16 protein-coding genes are annotated in these 17,754 nt (G+C 67.1%); 15 read left to right on the top strand and 1 reads right to left on the bottom strand.

Annotated elements, in window-relative coordinates; all coding sequences use genetic code 11:
• Positions 1–350: 350 nt before the first annotated feature.
• Together OG558_RS06110 and OG558_RS06105 are read left to right on the top strand one after the other, a co-directional pair.
• Positions 351–1,796 carry a DUF222 domain-containing protein gene (locus OG558_RS06110; protein ID WP_405069321.1) on the top strand — a complete coding sequence of 482 codons (1,446 nt, stop codon included), beginning with the start codon at positions 351–353 and terminating at the stop codon, positions 1,794–1,796.
• Complete coding sequence (locus OG558_RS06105; RefSeq protein ID WP_405069320.1) at positions 1,691–2,536, top strand: DUF222 domain-containing protein; 846 nt, start codon at positions 1,691–1,693, stop codon at positions 2,534–2,536. The genes OG558_RS06110 and OG558_RS06105 overlap by 106 nt, the downstream gene beginning before the upstream one ends.
• Before the next feature lie 175 nt (positions 2,537–2,711).
• Here the strand turns inward: OG558_RS06105 and OG558_RS06100 are convergent, their stop codons facing one another.
• Positions 2,712–5,144, bottom strand: a complete 2,433-nt coding sequence (locus OG558_RS06100; protein ID WP_405072114.1) for a TOTE conflict system archaeo-eukaryotic primase domain-containing protein — start codon at positions 5,142–5,144, stop codon at positions 2,712–2,714.
• A gap of 348 nt (positions 5,145–5,492) precedes the next feature.
• On the opposite strand from OG558_RS06100, the gene rplJ reads away from it, so the two are divergent.
• The 13 genes from rplJ (at position 5,493) to OG558_RS06035 (ending at position 17,680) form a co-directional block, all read left to right on the top strand.
• Complete coding sequence (rplJ, locus tag OG558_RS06095; protein ID WP_328526095.1) at positions 5,493–6,107, top strand: 50S ribosomal protein L10; 615 nt, start codon at positions 5,493–5,495, stop codon at positions 6,105–6,107.
• Between the two features lie 69 nt (positions 6,108–6,176).
• Positions 6,177–6,563: a 50S ribosomal protein L7/L12 gene (rplL, locus tag OG558_RS06090; RefSeq protein WP_328526096.1), complete on the top strand. Its 387-nt coding sequence runs from the start codon at positions 6,177–6,179 to the stop codon at positions 6,561–6,563.
• Positions 6,564–6,886: 323 nt separating this feature from the next.
• A complete protein-coding gene (locus tag OG558_RS06085; RefSeq protein ID WP_329482164.1) occupies positions 6,887–7,834 on the top strand; it encodes an ABC transporter ATP-binding protein in 948 nt (315 codons plus the stop codon).
• Positions 7,831–8,604: an ABC transporter permease gene (locus OG558_RS06080; RefSeq protein WP_329482163.1), complete on the top strand. Its 774-nt coding sequence runs from the start codon at positions 7,831–7,833 to the stop codon at positions 8,602–8,604. Before OG558_RS06085 ends, OG558_RS06080 begins: the two co-directional genes overlap by 4 nt.
• Before the next feature lies 1 nt (position 8,605).
• Positions 8,606–9,436: an MlaE family ABC transporter permease gene (locus OG558_RS06075; RefSeq protein WP_405069319.1), complete on the top strand. Its 831-nt coding sequence runs from the start codon at positions 8,606–8,608 to the stop codon at positions 9,434–9,436.
• Positions 9,437–9,440: 4 nt separating this feature from the next.
• Positions 9,441–10,769, top strand: a complete 1,329-nt coding sequence (locus tag OG558_RS06070; protein ID WP_405069318.1) for an MCE family protein — start codon at positions 9,441–9,443, stop codon at positions 10,767–10,769.
• Positions 10,766–11,800, top strand: a complete 1,035-nt coding sequence (locus OG558_RS06065) for an MlaD family protein (RefSeq protein WP_329482161.1) — start codon at positions 10,766–10,768, stop codon at positions 11,798–11,800. Before OG558_RS06070 ends, OG558_RS06065 begins: the two co-directional genes overlap by 4 nt.
• On the top strand, positions 11,797–12,810 hold the full coding sequence (locus OG558_RS06060) for an MCE family protein (RefSeq protein WP_405069317.1): 1,014 nt from the start codon (positions 11,797–11,799) through the stop codon (positions 12,808–12,810). Before OG558_RS06065 ends, OG558_RS06060 begins: the two co-directional genes overlap by 4 nt.
• Positions 12,810–13,997, top strand: coding sequence for an MCE family protein (locus tag OG558_RS06055; RefSeq protein WP_405069316.1), 1,188 nt, complete (start codon positions 12,810–12,812; stop codon positions 13,995–13,997). The genes OG558_RS06060 and OG558_RS06055 overlap by 1 nt, the downstream gene beginning before the upstream one ends.
• Positions 13,994–15,211, top strand: a complete 1,218-nt coding sequence (locus tag OG558_RS06050; RefSeq protein ID WP_405069315.1) for an MCE family protein — start codon at positions 13,994–13,996, stop codon at positions 15,209–15,211. Before OG558_RS06055 ends, OG558_RS06050 begins: the two co-directional genes overlap by 4 nt.
• On the top strand, positions 15,208–16,497 hold the full coding sequence (locus OG558_RS06045; RefSeq protein WP_329482157.1) for an MlaD family protein: 1,290 nt from the start codon (positions 15,208–15,210) through the stop codon (positions 16,495–16,497). Before OG558_RS06050 ends, OG558_RS06045 begins: the two co-directional genes overlap by 4 nt.
• 17 nt (positions 16,498–16,514) lie before the next feature.
• A complete protein-coding gene (locus OG558_RS06040) occupies positions 16,515–16,985 on the top strand; it encodes a hypothetical protein (protein ID WP_405069314.1) in 471 nt (156 codons plus the stop codon).
• Positions 16,985–17,680 carry a hypothetical protein gene (locus OG558_RS06035; RefSeq protein WP_405069313.1) on the top strand — a complete coding sequence of 232 codons (696 nt, stop codon included), beginning with the start codon at positions 16,985–16,987 and terminating at the stop codon, positions 17,678–17,680. Before OG558_RS06040 ends, OG558_RS06035 begins: the two co-directional genes overlap by 1 nt.
• Positions 17,681–17,754 lie beyond the last annotated feature (74 nt).

The following is a 17,754-nucleotide window of genomic DNA, read 5'->3' as shown; positions in this document are numbered from 1 at the left end:
GCCTGGAAGACTGCATCGTGCATGGTGGCGCGATTATTGCCATGGGCAAGCAATCCATCGGATCGCCGGTCTGTAACGACTTTCCGCTCCAATGCCGAAGGCTTGACGGTTTTGAGTTGATCGAACACATGTTCTAATATGGCTGCATGCGAGGGATTGCGATCAGCCGCCAAGACGCCGACCGTTCGGTCGCCGCCAACACAGCCGTGCGCGGCAACCACTCGCCGTCCCGTCCTCTCCCGGTTCCCGGCATTCCGTCCGGCGCACATTGCGGCGCACAGTCCTGGGATGGCGCTGACCCTGCCTGTGGTTCGTTGCGGACGGTGGCAGGATGTGGATGTTCGGGCTTCGTGTCCGGGGACGTGGACTGGCCGGACGGCGTCGCGGTGCTGGAAGGCTTCGACATCCCCGAGGACTCCGACGCCCCGGACGGTCCGCGTTTCGTCGGTCAGCAAGACGAGTTGGACGCCGAACTCGACCTGTTCCTGGGCCGTAACAGATCCTCCCGGGTGGACGCGCTGGAATGGGAGTTGTGGGACGGCGTAGACCAAGACGAGGCGGAGCGCGAGATGCTGCGCCGCGAGGCACCGGCCTGGGTGTTGTTGCCGCCCGGCGGCAACCTCGCGACCGCACTGGAATCGACGCGACCACAGGCGATGTCACCGATGGCGCTGATCGAGTTGATGAAGGCCGCGGACCGCATATCCAGCTGGGCGGAATCCATCAAGGCCGCCGCGATGGCATCGTTCCACCGGCAGCGCCAAGCCGAGCACCGTGAGTCGCCTCGTCCGACCCAACTCGATGCGACGGGGCGCCCGATCGACCCGGAACGTTCCTGGTACGGCGAAATCGCGTTGCCGCTCGGCCTGTCGCCCAACACCGTCGGTCGCCGGGTCGACACCGCCTTGCGGCTGACCTCGACCCTGTCGGCAACGCACGCGGCCCTGAAATGCGGGGCGCTCACCTGGGGCAAGGCCCTCGCGATCTCCGAAGCAACCAGCAAACTGCCCGACCGCGAGGCGCAGGCGGTCGAGGCGCACGTCCTGAAGCGCGCCGCCGCGCAGACCCACAAGAACCTGCAGGAGTCGCTGCGCCGCCAAGTAGCCAAACACACTAGTCGTGAAGCGGCCGACAGCCACCGCGCCGCCGTCGCGGAGCGCACCTGCAAGATCGTCCCGCTGGCGGACGGCATGGCCGGCCTGTGGATCGTTCACACGTCCGACAAGATCCAGCAGATCTGGGTCGCCATCCAAGCTATGGCCGCCCTCGCCAAACGCGATACCCCCACCACCACCGAACCTGCAACCGGGTCCAGCACCACCATCTCGGCCGACGCCGACATCACCCAAGGCCAGGGCCCCCCCGAGGCCAGGGCGCCTCCCGAGGCCAGGGCGCCACCTCAGACCGCGTCGCCACCTCAGACCACGGCACCACCCCAGACGCCGGCTCCTCGTCAGACTCCGGGACCACCACAGACCCCGGCTGCTCGCCGAACGACAGCAACGGACCCTGCTTCGGCGCCGCGACGACCCCCGCGAACCGGCACGCCACTACGGACTGCTCGCCGGACACCGCAGCAACCACCGCGCCCGCGGGCACCGTGCTACCGGACACCGTGCCACCGGACACCATGCCACCGGACACCATGCCACCGGACACCATGCCACCGGACACCATGCCACCGGACACCATGCCACCGGACACCATGGCGTCCACGGATGCCAGAGCGGACCGGGCTACCGAGGACTGCAGCGCCACGGTCACCGCCACTGCCGGCTCGGCTGATGGTGTGGTGAAGGATGCCCGGACCGCCGAGCAGCGGCGCGCCGATGTGGCCGCGGACCTGTTCGAGCACATCCTCCACAACGGCCTGGACTGGCTGGGCCGTCGCCTACCCGACCAGCACCGCCGCCGCCCCCACATCGAGGTCGTCGTCCCGGCCTCCACCCTGCTCGGCCTTGACGACGACCCCGCCGAACTCACCGGCTACGGCCCGATCACCGCCGACATGGCCCGCCGCATCGCCGCCGACGGGACGTGGCGGCGACTCCTCACCGACCCGGTCAATGGCGCCGTACTCGAAGCCGCCACCACCCGGCACGATCCCAGTACCAGCGTCACCGAGACGTTGCTCGCCCGCCACCCCGTCTGCGCCTGGCCCGGCTGCAACCGCACCTCCCGCGACTGCGACCGCGACCACCTCACCCCGTTCGCCCGCAACGGCACCACCAGCCTCACTGGGCTTGCGCCGTACTGCGAGTACCACCACGTCATCAAGGACACCCCTGCCTGGGGCTGGAGCACGATCAGCCATCCCGACGGCTCGATCACGTTGACGACCCCCACCGGCCACCGCTACACCACCGTCCCTCCCGCCCGCGGCCCCATCAGCCAGCCAGTCCATTCCGGTCCCGCCATCAGAACGGCTTTCGAAGGACCGGGTGCAGGTCCCGGAGTCGGGCAATCCATCAATGGGGCCTCGAGCGAATCACCCGGCGGCGGCCCACCAGCGTCAGACGGCCGACCGCCGTCCTAGTGCGGCAGACGGCTGGAGTGCATGGTTCCAAGAGTTGTCGTTCATGGACCACTGCATCCCAGAGATCGATCGGCGACGTTGTCAGCTTCGACCGCGTCCCTCATCCGATTCCTCGGCGAGATTCCCCGACACCAGCGCGGTCTCGAAGGCTGCTCGAAGGACGAGGCTAACCGGGTCAGGTAATCGAACGGCGCGGGTCGGGAAATCCCAGGCTGGTGTAGCCGGGAGCCCGTTTGGCGAGAGCCGACGCCAGTACCCTTGTGGGAGTGTCGACATAGTCGTGGATCTCAGCGGTCGTCTTGCCTGGTGATGACCGGAGGATCCGGCCCGCGTACTGCACCAACCTCCCCTTGAACGCGATCGGTGCTGCGAGAAACAACGTGTCCAGAACTGGGCAGTCGAAGCCTTCTCCGACGTATGGCCCGGTAGCTATGACGAGTAGTGGGTTCTCGTCCCGCGGCTTCAGTCGTTCGAGTGCCGCTGTTCGAGCTTTCGCGCCCAAGCCGCCCCGCAGGACGACCGGATCGCGGCCCTCTTGGCGGAGGGCTGTCGCGAAGGCCTCCACGTGCTCGGTCCATTGGGTGAGGACCAGGCAATGGCGGCGCCGGGCCAGCGCACCGAGAACGTCCTCCACCACCTGTGTCGTGCGCTTCTCGTCCGCGACAAGTTCGCGGTAGACGGCCGCGATCCCGCCGGGCTCGGACGGATTGGCCTTCCCTGTGTAGCGGAACTCGGTTTCGTGTACATGCAGGACCGGCCGAGGGCTCGGCAGGCTGTCTCTCGTGTGTTCGAGATCCAGTGCGTCGCTGTGGCCTGACTGCTCGCCAGTTCGACTGGCGGCACCGGCGATCGTGTGGCGGATCGGACCTGTTTGCTGGCCGATGAGGTCGTCGAGCTGATCACGTCGATAAGGCGTAGCGGTAAGACCGATCCACTGGCGTGCCGCGACCTGCTTCACCGCGTGCTCGAAGGCGGCTGCTGGGAGGTGATGACATTCGTCTACCACCACGAGTCCGAAGGCGTTCGTGAACGTGGCGATATCGTTGCGGCGAGCAAGGGTCTGGAGCATCGCTACGTCCACCGTGCCGCGCGTTTTCGACCGGCCACCTCCTAGTTGACCGGCCTTGATCCGCAGCAGTTCGCCGATCCGGGTGCGCCACTGGTCGGCAAGTGCCTTTCGATCGACCAGTACCAGGGTGGACACCTGGTGTTTGGCGATCAGCGCACACGCGATCACGGTCTTTCCGGCTCCCGGCGGCGCGACCAGCACACCCTGTTCGTGCCCTGCCATCGTGTCGACGGCTGCCTGCTGAACCCGGCTCAGCGCTCCCGCAAACTCGAATTGTTGAGGGCTACCGGAGGACCGCTCGTCGATGCTGTCGACCTGGCTCCCAGCTTGTTCCAGCAGTTCGATCGCCTTCGCGGCCAGGCCGCGGGGAAGCACCAGGTCACCCTCGACGGTCTCGTCGAAACTGCGAAGGAATCGAGGCACGTCCCAGGTTGACAGGCGCAGTCTCTGTCGCTCGTAGAACAGCGGATTCGGCATTGACGCCGCATGCTTGAGCGTGGCGAGAAGAGCCGGCGGTAGATTCCCGCTCGCTATCCGGATCCCGGCGCCGAGGTGGACCTGCACACGAGGCGGCGCCGCAGGCCGGGTGCGAGTCGATGTCGGCATGCCGATCCGGTCGACGCTGGATCCCACCTTGACTGTCCCCAGCCGGCGTGCGGCCGACGAGACTTCACGCGGACTCATCCGCGGCACCGACGAGAGATAGGCCCACTGGTCGTCGTACGGCTCGAGACTCGCCAGATCGAGAAAGACGGTCGTCCCATCGCGGCGGCATTGCCCGCTGAGTGGTGCGGCGATCAGGTTGCCGACACCACCTGCAGGGACGACGTCCTGCGAGGGAAACAGTCGGTCGTAGCTCGACAGATCCATCCGTCCCCGCAGGGCCATGGCCTCCCGAATGAGACCGAACCCCATCCGGCGGGCGGTTTCGGCAGGAACAGGCACTGCGAAGAAGATCCATACATGGGCGCCGACGCCGGACCTGGAGACCTCAAGGGCGGCTGGAACTCCTGACGAGCGTGCTGCCTTCACGTAAGCCAATGCATCCAGCATCGCGGCCTGGCCATCGAAATCGGCCGCGAGCCAGCAGCACGAGTCGCCGTCGAGCAACGGGTAAAGGCCGATGTGCTTTTGCCCGGACAGATGCGCTGTAATCACCGCGGTCGACAGCGGCAGATAGTGTCGGTCTCTGTGCTGGACGCCCTTGTTCCATCCGCCCCGAACCGCGGGCAGCCAACCGGATCTGCCAGTGCGCTGACTCTGCCACCGCTCCGCGTAGATGTCTGTACGTGCCGCGAACAGGGCGCGGAAGAACGCGACCTTGGCGTCGGCGGACGACCTCGAATCGACCGGTCCCGGCCGGCTCTCGAAGATGCCGGTCTGGGCGGGGCCGGGCGGCGCCAATTCGGCGGGACTGAGCTTCAAGAGCTGCAGGAGGCGCGTGTTTTCGCTCCGCAGCCGGGCGACCAGTGCTCGCAGTTCGCTGAGCTCCTGAGCAACCGGAGTTGTCGACCGCTCGTCGTGGCCGGGTGTATCCATCACCCGACTCAGCGTACGGCCGACGCGGGAACTTGCCCGAGCGGTCGAACCGGAGCCACTCGGACGCCGGCTCCTGACGCATCCGAGGGTGCGGTGCCGAGCTGACGCTGAGGAGGTCGGCCGATTTGGCCGTACTCAACTCTGATGTAAGAATGGCTGTTGCCGAAGACCGCTGGTCGTCACTTTCGAGTGACTGAAGGTCCCACAGATAAGTGGGCGGCCCGCGTAGGTGACTTGGATAGTGTGACAGCAGTTTGTGTTCACGCCCTTGCGCCTGCGCAGGGGCGTTTTCTTATGGAACGGAACCGGCCCGGGGTCGAGGCATGAAGCCGAAAGAAGGAGACCCCCATGGCGAGGCCGGACAAGGCAGCCGCTGTCGCAGAGCTGACGGACGAGTTCCGCAGCTCGAACGGCGCCGTGCTGACCGAGTACCGCGGACTCACCGTGGCGCAGCTGCGGCAACTGCGTACTGCGCTCGGTGACGACGTGAACTACGCCGTGGTGAAGAACACGCTGACCAAGATCGCGGCCAAGGACGCGGGTGTCGAGTCGTTCGACTCGCTGCTCGAGGGTCCGTCGGCCATCGCCTTCATCAAGGGCGACCCGGTGGTCGCGGCCAAGAGCCTGCGTGACTTCGCCAAGGCGAACCCCCTGCTCGTCATCAAGGCCGGAGTGCTGGAAGGCAAGGCACTCGGCACCGACGAGATCAACAAACTCGCTGACCTGGAGTCGCGTGAGGTTCTCCTCGCGAAGCTCGCAGGTGCGATGAAGGCGGCTCCGCAGCAAGCGGTGTCGCTGTTCGCTGCTCCGCTGTCGCAGGCCGCGCGCCTGTTCGCGGCGCTGCAGGACAAGCTGCCGGCCGCGGACGCCACAGCCGTGGCGGACGAGGCGCCGGCCGTGCAGGACACGGTCGAGGCACCTGCCGAGGCGAGCACCGAGGAGACCGCCCCGGCCGAGAGCTGAGGCAGACCTCATCCGCAACAAACCCATCAGTGATCACCAAGCATCACCCTTTAAGGAAGGACCGCCACCATGGCGAAGCTCAGCACCGAAGAGCTCCTCGGCCAGTTCAAGGAACTGACCCTGCTGGAGCTGTCGGAGTTCGTTAAGGCGTTCGAGGAGGAGTTCGGCGTCACCGCCGCCGCCCCGGTCGCCGTGGCCGCCGCCCCGGGCGCCCCGGCCGCCGCTGCCGAAGAGGCCGCGGAGCAGGACGAGTTCGACGTCGTTCTCGAGGCCGCCGGCGAGAAGAAGATCCAGGTCATCAAGGAGGTGCGCGGTCTCACCAGCCTTGGTCTGAAGGAGGCCAAGGACCTGGTCGAGTCGGCCCCGAAGGCGATTCTGGAGAAGGTCGACAAGGCTGCCGCGGAGAAGGCCAAGGAGGCCCTCGAGGGCGCCGGCGCCACCGTCACCCTGAAGTGACCACGGGTTGCGTCCGGACCCGGGCTCGCTAGAGCCCAATGCAAGAAGGACGTAACGAATGTGTGGAGAAGGGCGGTCCCCCGTGGGGGGCCGCCCTTCTGACATTCCGGCTCGCTAGGATCACTTGCAGCCGTGTGCCATCAGCACAGCGTGACGAGGATGACCGGAGCGTGACCGCCCGATCACGATTGCAGGACACGCGGGGGTTACGCAAAACCGTACTCGTGCGTAACCTAGGCCACTGCCCCGTCGTTGGGACGGCAGAACGTCGTCGGTCGGGGGCCGTACAGATGCCGTGATGCAGACCGATTCAGGAGGGCCAGGTGGGCGTCGAAGTCCGCGTCGAGGGTCTCACCAAGTCCTTCGGTAGCCAGCTGATCTGGGGCGACGTGTCCCTGACTCTGCCGGCCGGTGAGATCTGCGTGATGCTCGGCCCGTCCGGCACCGGCAAGTCCGTCTTCCTCAAGACGCTGATCGGTCTGCTCAAGCCCGACAAGGGCCACGTGTTCATCGAGGGTACCGACATCGCCACCTGCTCCGAGCGCGAGCTCTACGAGATCCGGCGGCTGTTCGGCGTGCTGTTCCAGGACGGCGCGATGTTCGGCTCGATGAACCTGTACGACAACGTCGCCTTCCCCCTCCGCGAGCACACCAAGAAGTCTGAGTCCGAGATCCGCTCCATCGTGATGGAGAAGATGGAGATGGTCGGCCTGGTCGGCGCGGAGCGGAAGCTGCCGGGCGAGATCTCCGGCGGGATGCGCAAGCGGGCCGGGCTGGCCCGGGCGCTGGTGCTCGACCCCGAGATCCTGCTCGTCGACGAACCCGACTCCGGTCTGGACCCCGTGCGTACGTCGTTCCTGAACCAGGTGATGATCGACCTCAACGAGGCCTTCGGACCGACGTTCCTGATCGTCACCCACGACGTGAACACCGCGCGCACGGTGCCGGACAACATCGGCATGCTCTACCACAAGCACCTGGCGATGTTCGGCCCGCGCGAGATGCTGCTGTCCAGCGAGGAGCCGGTGGTCCGGCAGTTCCTCAACGCGCAGATGATCGGCCCGATCGGCATGTCGGAGGAGAAGGACGCCGACGAGCTCGCCGCCGAGGCCGGGCAGGAGCTGCCCCCGCTGCCGCCGATCCCGATCCAGCAACTGCCCAGCAGCGGCATGCTCCGGCCGACGCAGCGCCCGCCCGGCGAATGGTGCCGGGAGAACGGCGTGACCCCGCCGCCGGGCTCCTTCGCCACCGCGACGGTGGGGGCCACGTGACCGTTTCTGCGACCGCCCCGCTGAAGCACGCAGGCAACCTGTTCTCCTTCGCTCTCGACACTGCCCGGGCCTCGGTCCGGCGCCCGTTCCAGGTGCGCGAGTTCCTGCAGCAGGCCTGGTTCGTTGCCAGCGTGACCATCATCCCGACCGCGCTGGTCGCCATCCCGTTCGGCGCGGTGATCGCGCTGCAGGTCGGCGGCCTGATCAAGCAGTTCGGCGCGCAGGCGTTCACCGGCTCGGCCGCCGTTCTGGCCGTGGTCCGGGAGGCGTCGCCGATCGCGACCGCCCTGCTGATCGCCGGCGCCGGCGGCTCCGCGATCTGCGCCGACCTCGGTTCGCGCAAGATCCGCGAGGAGCTCGACGCGATGATGGTGCTCGGCATCGACCCGATCCAGCGGCTGGTGGTGCCGCGGGTGCTGGCCACGATGCTGGTCGCCTTCTTCCTGAACGGTTTCGTCAGCGTGGTCGGCGTGATGGGCGGCTACGTCTTCAACGTCGTCCTGCAGGACGGCACACCGGGCAGCTACATCGCCTCGTTCACCGCGCTCGCCCACCTGCCCGACCTGTGGCAAGGCCAGGCGAAGGCGCTGGTGTTCGGCTTCATCGCCGCGGTGGTCGCGTCGTACAAGGGTGTCAACGCGGGCGGCGGCCCGAAGGGGGTCGGCGACGCGGTGAACCAGTCCGTCGTGATCACCTTCATGCTGCTGTTCGTCGCGAACTTCTCGATGACGGCGATCTACTTCCAGCTCGTCCCGCCGAAGGGGGCCTGACGTGTCGGCCCTCGTGGACACCCTGGTCAAGAAGCCGCTCAACTCCCTCGATCGGCTGGGTGAGCAGCTCGCCTTCTACATCAAGGCGCTGGCCTGGTCCGGCAAGTCGATCACCCGGTACCGCAAGGAGATCCTCCGGCTGCTGGCCGAGGTGACGCTGGGCACCGGCGCGCTCGCGGTGATCGGCGGCACCGTCGGCGTGATCACGTTCCTGGCCTTCTTCACCGGCACCGAGGTCGGCCTGCAGGGCTACTCGGCGCTGAACCAGATCGGTACGTCGGCCTTCGCCGGATTCGTCAGCGCGTACATCAACACCCGTGAGATCGGCCCGCTGATCGCCGGCATCGCGCTGGCCGCGACCGTCGGCTGTGGCTTCACCGCCCAGCTCGGCGCGATGCGGATCAGCGAAGAGATCGACGCCCTCGAGGTGATGGCGATCCCGTCGCTGCCGTTCCTGGTCACCACCCGGATCATCGCCGGGCTGGTCGCGGTCATCCCGCTGTACGTCGTCGGCCTGCTGGCGTCGTACTTCGCGACGAGACTCACCGTGACCACGTTCTACGGGCAGAGCACGGGCACGTACGACCATTATTTCCATCTGTTCCTGCCACCCGGCGACGTGCTCTGGTCGTTCGGGAAGGTGCTCGTCTTCTCCGTCCTGGTGATCCTGGTGCACTGCTACCACGGCTACCACGCGACCGGCGGCCCGGCCGGAGTCGGCGTCGCGGTCGGTCGCGCCGTACGGACGTCCATCGTCGTGATCAACGTCGTCGACCTGCTGCTCTCGATGGCGATCTGGGGTACGACGACCACTGTCAGGCTGGCCGGGTGACGCGATGAGGAAAGTGATCTCGCACAAGATCCTAGGTGTCGCCTTCATCGGCGTGCTGTGCTTCCTGCTCTGGCTGACGTACGCCTTCTACGCCAAGGTCTTCACCGAGACCGTGAACGTCGAGCTCAAGACCAGCCACATCGGCCTGCAGCTGAACGAGCACGCTGACGTGAAGATGCGCGGCATCATCGTCGGCGAGGTCACCGGCGTCTCCACCGACGGTGACGAAGCGACCGTCAACCTGGCGCTCAAACCCGACCAGGTGGCCGAGATCTCCAGCGCGGTCAGCGCCCGGATCCTGCCGAAGACCCTGTTCGGCGAGAAGTACGTCGCCCTGGTGCCGCCGACCGGCGCGGAGGGACGGCACATCAAGGCCGGCGACGTCATCGCGCGGGACAAGACCGCGGTCGGCATCGAGATCGAGAAAGTGCTGAACGACGCGCTCCCGCTGTTGCAGGCGGTCGATCCGGCCGACCTGAACGCCACCCTGAACACGCTGGCCACCGCACTGGAGGGCCGCGGCGCCGAGATCGCCGGCACGCTGACCCAGCTCGACGGCTATCTGAAGAAGCTGAACCCGAGCGTCCCGAAGCTGATGGACGCGCTGACCAAGCTCACCCAGGTCGCCCAGCTGTACGGCGACGCGACGCCGGATCTCGTCCGTGCGCTGCGCAACCTGACCGTCACCGGCAACACGGTGGTGGAGAAACAGGTGCAGCTGCAGACGTTCTTCGTCGACGTGCAGAAGCTGTCCACGAGCGGGAACACGTTCCTGAAGGAGAACGAGGACCGGGTGATCCGGCTCGGCGAGGTGAGCCGGCCGGTGCTGGATCTGCTGGAGCGGTACTCACCTGAGATGCCGTGCTTCCTCAAGGTGATGACGGACACCACGCCGATCCTCAACGACACGTTCCGGAACGGCCGGCTGAACATCAACCTCGAGCTCATCACCAACCAGCCGACGCCGTACGAACCGAACGAGTTGCCGGCCTACAAGGACCACCGCGGGCCGACCTGTGTCGGGAAGAACTACAGTCACCCGGGGTCGAAGCCCGGTCCGTACACGCAGGAGAACCCGGGGCCGTACGTCACCGGTGACGACGGCGTGATCGGGGACCACAACAAGAGCCAGCGCTTCCCGCTGAACCTGCAGCTGAACCGCGCGATGCCCGGCTTCGGCCTGGACACCCAGGGCGTCGGTACGCCGGCCGAGCAGAAGGTCGTCGACTCGGTCGTCGCGCCGGAGATGGGTATCCCCGCCACCGACGTCCCCGATCTGACCACCTTGCTGGTCGGTCCCCTCCTCCGCGGCGGGCAGGTGAATCTGAAATGAAGCTCCTGGACAAGAAGACCTCGCTCGACACCGTGCGGCTGGCGATCTTCGTGGTCGTCACCACGGTCGCGACCGCGCTGCTGGCGGTGACGATCGGCAACATCACCTTCAACGCGACCACGAAGTACCGGGCCGTGTTCACCGACGCGGTCGGGCTGAACAAGGGTGACGACATCCGGATCGCCGGTGTGAAGGTCGGCCAGGTCGACAAGATCGCGCTCTACCACGACACCTTGGCGATGGTGACGTTCAGCGTCGACTCCGACCAGATCCTCGACGCCTCCACCCACGCCACGCTGCGCTACCGGAACCTGGTCGGCAACCGCTACATCGCGCTGACCGACGGCGTGGGCGGCGGCGAGCGGCTGAAGAAGAACGGCATCATCCCGAAGGAGCGGACCGCGCCGGCGCTGGACCTGTCGGTGCTGTTCAACGGGTTCAAGCCGCTGTTCACGGCGCTCACCCCGGCGGACGTGAACCAGTTCGCCTTCGAGGTGATCAAGGTGCTGCAGGGCGAGGGCGGCACGATCGAGTCGCTGCTGGCCAAGACGGCGTCGCTGACCACCACGCTGGCCGACGCCGACCAGGTGATCGGCGACCTGATCACCAACCTGACCGCGACCCTGCAGATCGTCTCCCAGCGGCAGCAGAACTTCTCCCAGCTGCTGGTGAACCTGCAGCAGTTCATCACCGGGCTGAGCCAGGACATCAACCCGATCCTGAACTCGCTCGGCTCGATCAACTCGCTGAACACCAAGACGGCCGGCCTGCTGCAGCAGACCCGGGTGCCGATCAAGGCGGACCTGGACCGGCTCCGCACGGTCGCGACCACGCTCGACGACACGCAGGCGATCTGGGTGAAGACGTTGCAGTACATGCCGGAGAAGCTGAACACGATGAGCCGGACCGCGTCGTACGGCTCCTGGTTCAACTTCTACCTGTGCAACTTCGACGGCAACGTCACCCTGCCCACCGGCACTCGCATCCCGGTCGCCTACGACAACAACTCGGCGAGGTGCAAGAAACCGTGAAGCCTTTCCGCGAGCAGAACCAGGTGACCGTGGGCGTGATCGGCCTGACGGTGATCGGGCTGATCATGCTGGCCGCGTTCAAGGCGCAGGACCTGCCGCTGATCGGCGGCGGGACGAAGTACTCCGCGCAGTTCTCCGAGGCCGGCGGGCTCAAGCCGAACGACGAGATCCGGGTGGCCGGCGTACGCGTCGGGCAGGTGCGGAAGGTCGAGCTCGAGGGCACCCACGTCCGGGTCGACTTCGTCGTGGACAAGGGCGTGAAGCTCGGCGATCAGACCGGCGCCGAGATGAAGATCAAGACCCTGCTCGGCCAGAAGTACCTGAAGCTGAACCCGGCCGGCTCCGGTCAGCTCAAGGCCGGCTCCGAGATCCCGCTGGCCCGGACGGTGTCGGCGTACGACGTCGTGGACGCCTTCACCGATCTCGCCAACACGACCGAGCGGATCGACACGGCGCAGCTGGCCAAGGCGCTGGACACGCTGTCGGCGACGTTCAAGAACACCCCGGAAGAGGTGCAGGCGTCGCTGACCGGCCTGTCCCGCCTGTCCCGGAACGTGGCCAAACGCGACGAGCAGCTCAAGCTCCTGCTGCAGCACTCGAACGTGGTCACCAAGGTCCTTGCCGACCGCAACCAACAGCTGATCAAGCTGATGAAGGACGGCAACTCCGTCTTCCAGGCCGTGCAGGCCCGGCGGGCGCTGATCCACCAGTTGCTGGTGTCGACCCAGAAGCTGTCCGCGCAGATCACCGCGCTGGTTCGGGAGAACCGCAAGGACCTCAGCCCGACGCTGACGAAGGTGAACGCCGTCCTCGCGGTCCTGCTGAAGAACCAGAACGATCTGGACGCCAGCATCAAGGGGCTGGCGCCGTTCGTCCGGCTGTTCACCAACACGCTCGGCACCGGCCCGTGGTTCGACGTCTACCTGCAGAACCTGGCGCCCGTCCCGGAGATCCCGCTGCCGAAGGCAGGGATACCCGGGCTGCCCGCGATCCTGGGGGGTGGCGGCTGATGCGGCTCGCCTCCGTATCCCGGTTGATCGCGATCGCGGTGGTCCTGGTGATCCTCGCGGTCAGCGTAGTGACGCTGTGGCCGAAGCCCCCGCGGGTGACGGCGACGGCGTACTTCCCGCGTGCGGTGTCGGTGTACCCGGGCTCCGACGTCCGGATCCTCGGTATCAAGGTCGGCGAGGTGGAGAGCGTCACCCCGGCCGGCCGGAGCGTGCGGGTGAAGTTCTGGTGGGAGGCCAAGCACAAGGTGCCGGCCAACGCCAAGGCGGTGATCGCGTCCCCGTCGATCGTCGCCGACCGGTACATCCAGCTCACCCCGGCGTACTCCAAGGGTGACGTGATGGCCGACGGCGCCGAGATCCCGCTGACGCGGACCGCCGTACCGCTCGAGCTGGACCAGATCTACCAGAGCCTGAACGACCTGTCGGTCGCCCTCGGCCCGAAGGGCGCCAACGACCAGGGCGCGCTGTCCCGGCTGCTGGACGTCTCGGCGAGGAACCTGAACGGCCAGGGCCAGAAGCTGAACCAGACGATCACGGACGTGTCGAAGCTGACCGGCACACTGGCGGGCAACTCGCAGAGCCTGTTCAGCACGATCCGGCAGTTGCAGACCTTCGTGTCCGCACTGGCGGCGAACGATGCGCTGGTCCGGCAGTTCAACAACAACTTCGCCGCCACCTCGACCACGCTGGCCGGTGAGCGCAAGGACCTTTCGTCGGCGCTGTCGCTGCTGGCGACCGCGCTCGGCGAGGTCGCGACGTTCGTCAAGGACAACCGGACGCTCGTGAAGACCACGGTCTCCAGCGCCACCGCGCTGTCGCACATCCTGGTCAACGAGAAGGCCGCGCTGACCGAGGTGCTCGACACGGCTCCGCTCGGCCTGGGCAACCTGGCCCGCATCTACAACCCGCAGTACGGGACGCTGGACCAGCGGATCAACGCGGCCCAGCTGGACGACCCGGCGACGTTCATCTGCTCGCTCCTGCTGCAGGTGAACCAGCCGATCTCGACCTGCTCGGCGCTGAAGCCGGTGCTCGACGCCCTGCCGAAGCTGCCGCTGCTGAGCCAGCTGACCGGCAGTGCCCCGGCCAGCGGCGGCCCGGCCGGTACGCCGTGGGCCCCGCTCCCGAAGGCGCCACTGAACAGCCCCGACCCGGTCGACCCGACCCTCGGGGGGCTGGTCCGATGAGGCGCCGTACGACGATTGTGGCCGCGGCCGTGGCGTTCGCGACGCTGCTGACCGGGTGTGATTTCAGCGTGTACTCGTTGCCGTTGCCCGGTGGCGCGAAGATCAAGGGGCCGTCGTACACGGTGACGGTCGAGTTCGCCGACGTGCTGGACCTGGTGCCGAAGTCGTCGGTGAAGGTGGACGACGTCACCGTCGGCACGGTCGAGAAGGTCTGGCTGGACGGGTACGTCGCGAAGGTCCGGATCAAGCTGCCGAAGAGCCTCGACCTGCCGGACAACGCCCACGCGACGATCCGCCAGACCAGCCTGCTCGGCGAGAAGTTCGTGTCGCTGTCCCGGCCGACCGGATCGGAGGAGCCGCGCGGCAAGCTGGACAACGGCGAGGTCATCCCGCTGTCCCGGACCACCAGCAACGTCGAGGTCGAGGAAGTCCTGTCCGCGCTGTCCCTGCTGCTGAACGGCGGCGGCGTGGCCCAGTTGCAGATCATCACCCAGGAGCTGAACAAGGCCCTGACCGGCAACGAGCCGGCCATCCGCAGCGTGCTGACCCAGCTGAACACCTTCGTCGGCACCCTGGACCAGAACAAGCAGCAGATCATCACCGCGATCACCGCGGTCGACGCGTTGGCCAAGAAGCTGAACGCGCAGAAGGCCACCCTGGCGACCGCGATCGACTCGCTGCCGAAGTCGATCGCCACCCTGGACAAGCAGCGCGCGGCCCTGGTCAAGACACTGCAGGCGCTGGCGACCCTGGGCAACACCGCGACGAGGGTGATCACATCCGCGCAGAAGGACCTGGTCGCGAACCTGCAGTCGCTCTACCCGATCCTGACCAAGCTGGCCGAGGCGGGGGAGGATCTGCCGAAGTCGCTCGAGTTGCTGTTCACGTACCCGTTCCCGGATGGGGCCGCCAAGGCGGTCGGCGGTGACTTCACCAACCTGGGCATCACCCTCGACGTGAACACCCAGAAGGCGCTGAAGGGCATCCTCGGGCTGAACCTGCCGACCGTCGGTCCGACGGCGCTGCCGACCAACCAGCTCAGCGTCCCGCTGCACAACCCGACCGGCGGCGGCCTGCCGACGTTGCCGGTGCCGACCGGTACGGCGACGACCTGCATCACGCTGCTCGGGCTGCCGGTCTGTTCGCCGAAGCTCAACCGCTCCGGGTTCGATCCCGACCTGGCCAGGGCACTGATGCCGGGGGTGGCCAAGTGATCACCAGAGCGGTCCGGATCCAGTTGATGGTGTTCCTGCTGATCACCGTCGTCGGAGTCGCCTTCGTGGGCGCGAAGTACGCCCAGGTGGACAAGCTGTTCTTCGACGAGGACTACACGGTCAGCGCCAGCTTCGCCGAGTCCGGCGGCATCTTCACCGGCGCCGAGGTGACGTACCGCGGCCAGCCGGTCGGCCGGGTCGGTCAGCTCAAGCTGCTGTCCGACGGCGTCGAGGTGAACCTCGACATCGACAAGAAGCAGAAGATCCCGAACGACCTGCTCGCGGTGGTCGCGAACCGGTCCGCGATCGGCGAGCAGTACGTCGACCTGCAGCCGCGGCGCGACACCGGTCCGTACCTGCAGAACAACTCGAAGATCGCCCGCCAGGACACCGCGATCCCGATCGACACGACAGAACTGCTGCTGAACCTCGACCAACTGGTCAATTCGGTCGACAAGGAGAGCCTGCGCACCACGGTCCGCGAGCTCGGGACCGCGCTGAAGGGCAAGGGCACCGACCTGCAGAAGATCATCGACAGCTCCGGCAAGCTGATCGACGACGCGGACGCGAACGTGCTGCAGACGATCAAGCTGATCAACGACGGCGATACCGTGCTCGCCACCCAGGTGGCCAGCGGCGACGCGATCAAGACCTGGGCGAAGAACCTCGCGCTTCTGTCCGACACCCTGGTCAGCTCGGACGCGAACCTGCGCCAGGTGATCGACCAGGGCTCGGCCGCCTCGTCGCAGGTCACCGGCCTGATCGAGGACAACCGTGCGGACATCGCGGTGCTGCTCGGTAACCTGCTGACGGTGAACGAGATAACTGCGGTCCGGCTGGACGCCGTCGAACAGCTGCTGGTGGTGTACCCGGCGGCGGTGATGGGCGGGTACATCGTGCCCGCGAAGGACCCCGGGACCGGGCACTACGACGCGCACTTCGGCCTGGTGCTCGGGCTCACCCCGCCCGCCTGCCGGCCCGGGTACGGCGGGACCGACAAGCGGGTCCCGCAGGACACGTCGATCACCAAGGCCAACACCAAGGCGAGCTGCACCGCGAACTCGTCGACCGGCGTCAACGTCCGCGGCGCGCAGAACAAGCCGAGCCCGTCGTCCCGCGAGCTGAACCGGACCGGATACGGCATCGGCTACGACCCGGCCACCGGCGACGCCGGCGGGTCCGGCGGGATGCCGGAGATCGTCCTCGGCTCCACCGGCGGCCAGGCCGACCTGCTCGGCAGCGACTCCTGGAAAGCCCTGATTCTCGGACCGGTGACCGGCAAGTGACTTCCAAGCGTGGCCCCATGATTCTGGCGTGGGCGCTCAGCGTCCTGCTCGTCATCGCACTGGCCGGAGCGACGCTCGCGGTGATCGCGCTGCGGAAGCAGAGCGCGGACGACTCCGAGCGGGAGGGTGCGATGAAGGCGGGCCGGCAACTGGCCCTCGACTTCACCACCTACGACTACAACACCTGGGACGCCGACTCGAAACGGGTGCTGGACGACTCGACCGGGCAGTTCAAGCAGGAGTTCCAGTCCGGCATCGACGCGGTGAAGACCGACGTGGTGACCAACAAGGCGACGTCCAATGGTGACGTGAAGGAGGCCGCGGTGGTCTCGAACGACAAGGACTCCGCTCAGGTGCTGGTGATCGTGAACGCGGTGGTGACGAACACGGCCTCGGCCGACGGTGTCGAGCGCCGCTACCGGATCAAGCTGGACATGGTCCGCGAGAAGGACCGCTGGCTGACCGCCGACCTGCAGGTGGTGGGCTGATGCCGGACCGCCCCCGCAACCGCCCCCGCATCGCCGGCCAGCGCCGTACCTCGGGTACGGCGCTCGACGAAGTGACAACGAACGACACCGAAACGACCGAAGAGGCGTTCGCACCGGCTTCGGAGGATGTGACCCCAGCCACATCGACGCCTCCGGAGGCGCCCGCGGAGGAGATTTCCGAGGCGCCGACGGTTACGGACGGTGACGCGAAACGCGGTTTGGGCCGGATGCTGACCGTGGCCCTCGGGGTGGCCGTCGTCCTGGTGCTGACCGTCGCGGTGGTGCTCGGGATCAAGGCGTGGCAGGGCAAGCAGGCCGAGGATGCCCGCGACCAGGCCGCCGCGGCCGGTCGGAAGGCGGCCGAGACCGCGCTCAGCTACGACTACCGGGACCTGGACAAGAGCTTCGCCGCGGCCCGCGCGACGATGACCCCCGAGTTCGCCGGCAAGTTCGACGAGACCGCGAAGGTGGCCGGCGAGCTGGCCACCAAGACCAAGGCGACGGTCAGGGCCGACGTCCGCGAGGTCGGGGTCCGCGACGGCGACGCCGACCGGGTCACGCTGATCATCTTCGTGAACCAGACCACCACCAGCACGATCACGCAGGGTAAGCCCCGGGTGGATCTGAACCGGACCCGGTTCACGATGGTCCGAAAGGACGGCCAATGGCTGGTCCAGGAGATCGCCGGACTGTAGTCTCTTTGTGACTCCGCACCAGCAGGACGCCGGGCGGCTCGCGGGTGATCTACCCGCTGGAGACCCCGGGTCGG

The sequence above is a fragment of the Kribbella sp. NBC_01510 genome, assembly GCF_045040325.1.
GTDB lineage: Bacteria > Actinomycetota > Actinomycetes > Propionibacteriales > Kribbellaceae > Kribbella.
This window is presented reverse-complemented; position numbering and strand designations above follow the sequence as displayed.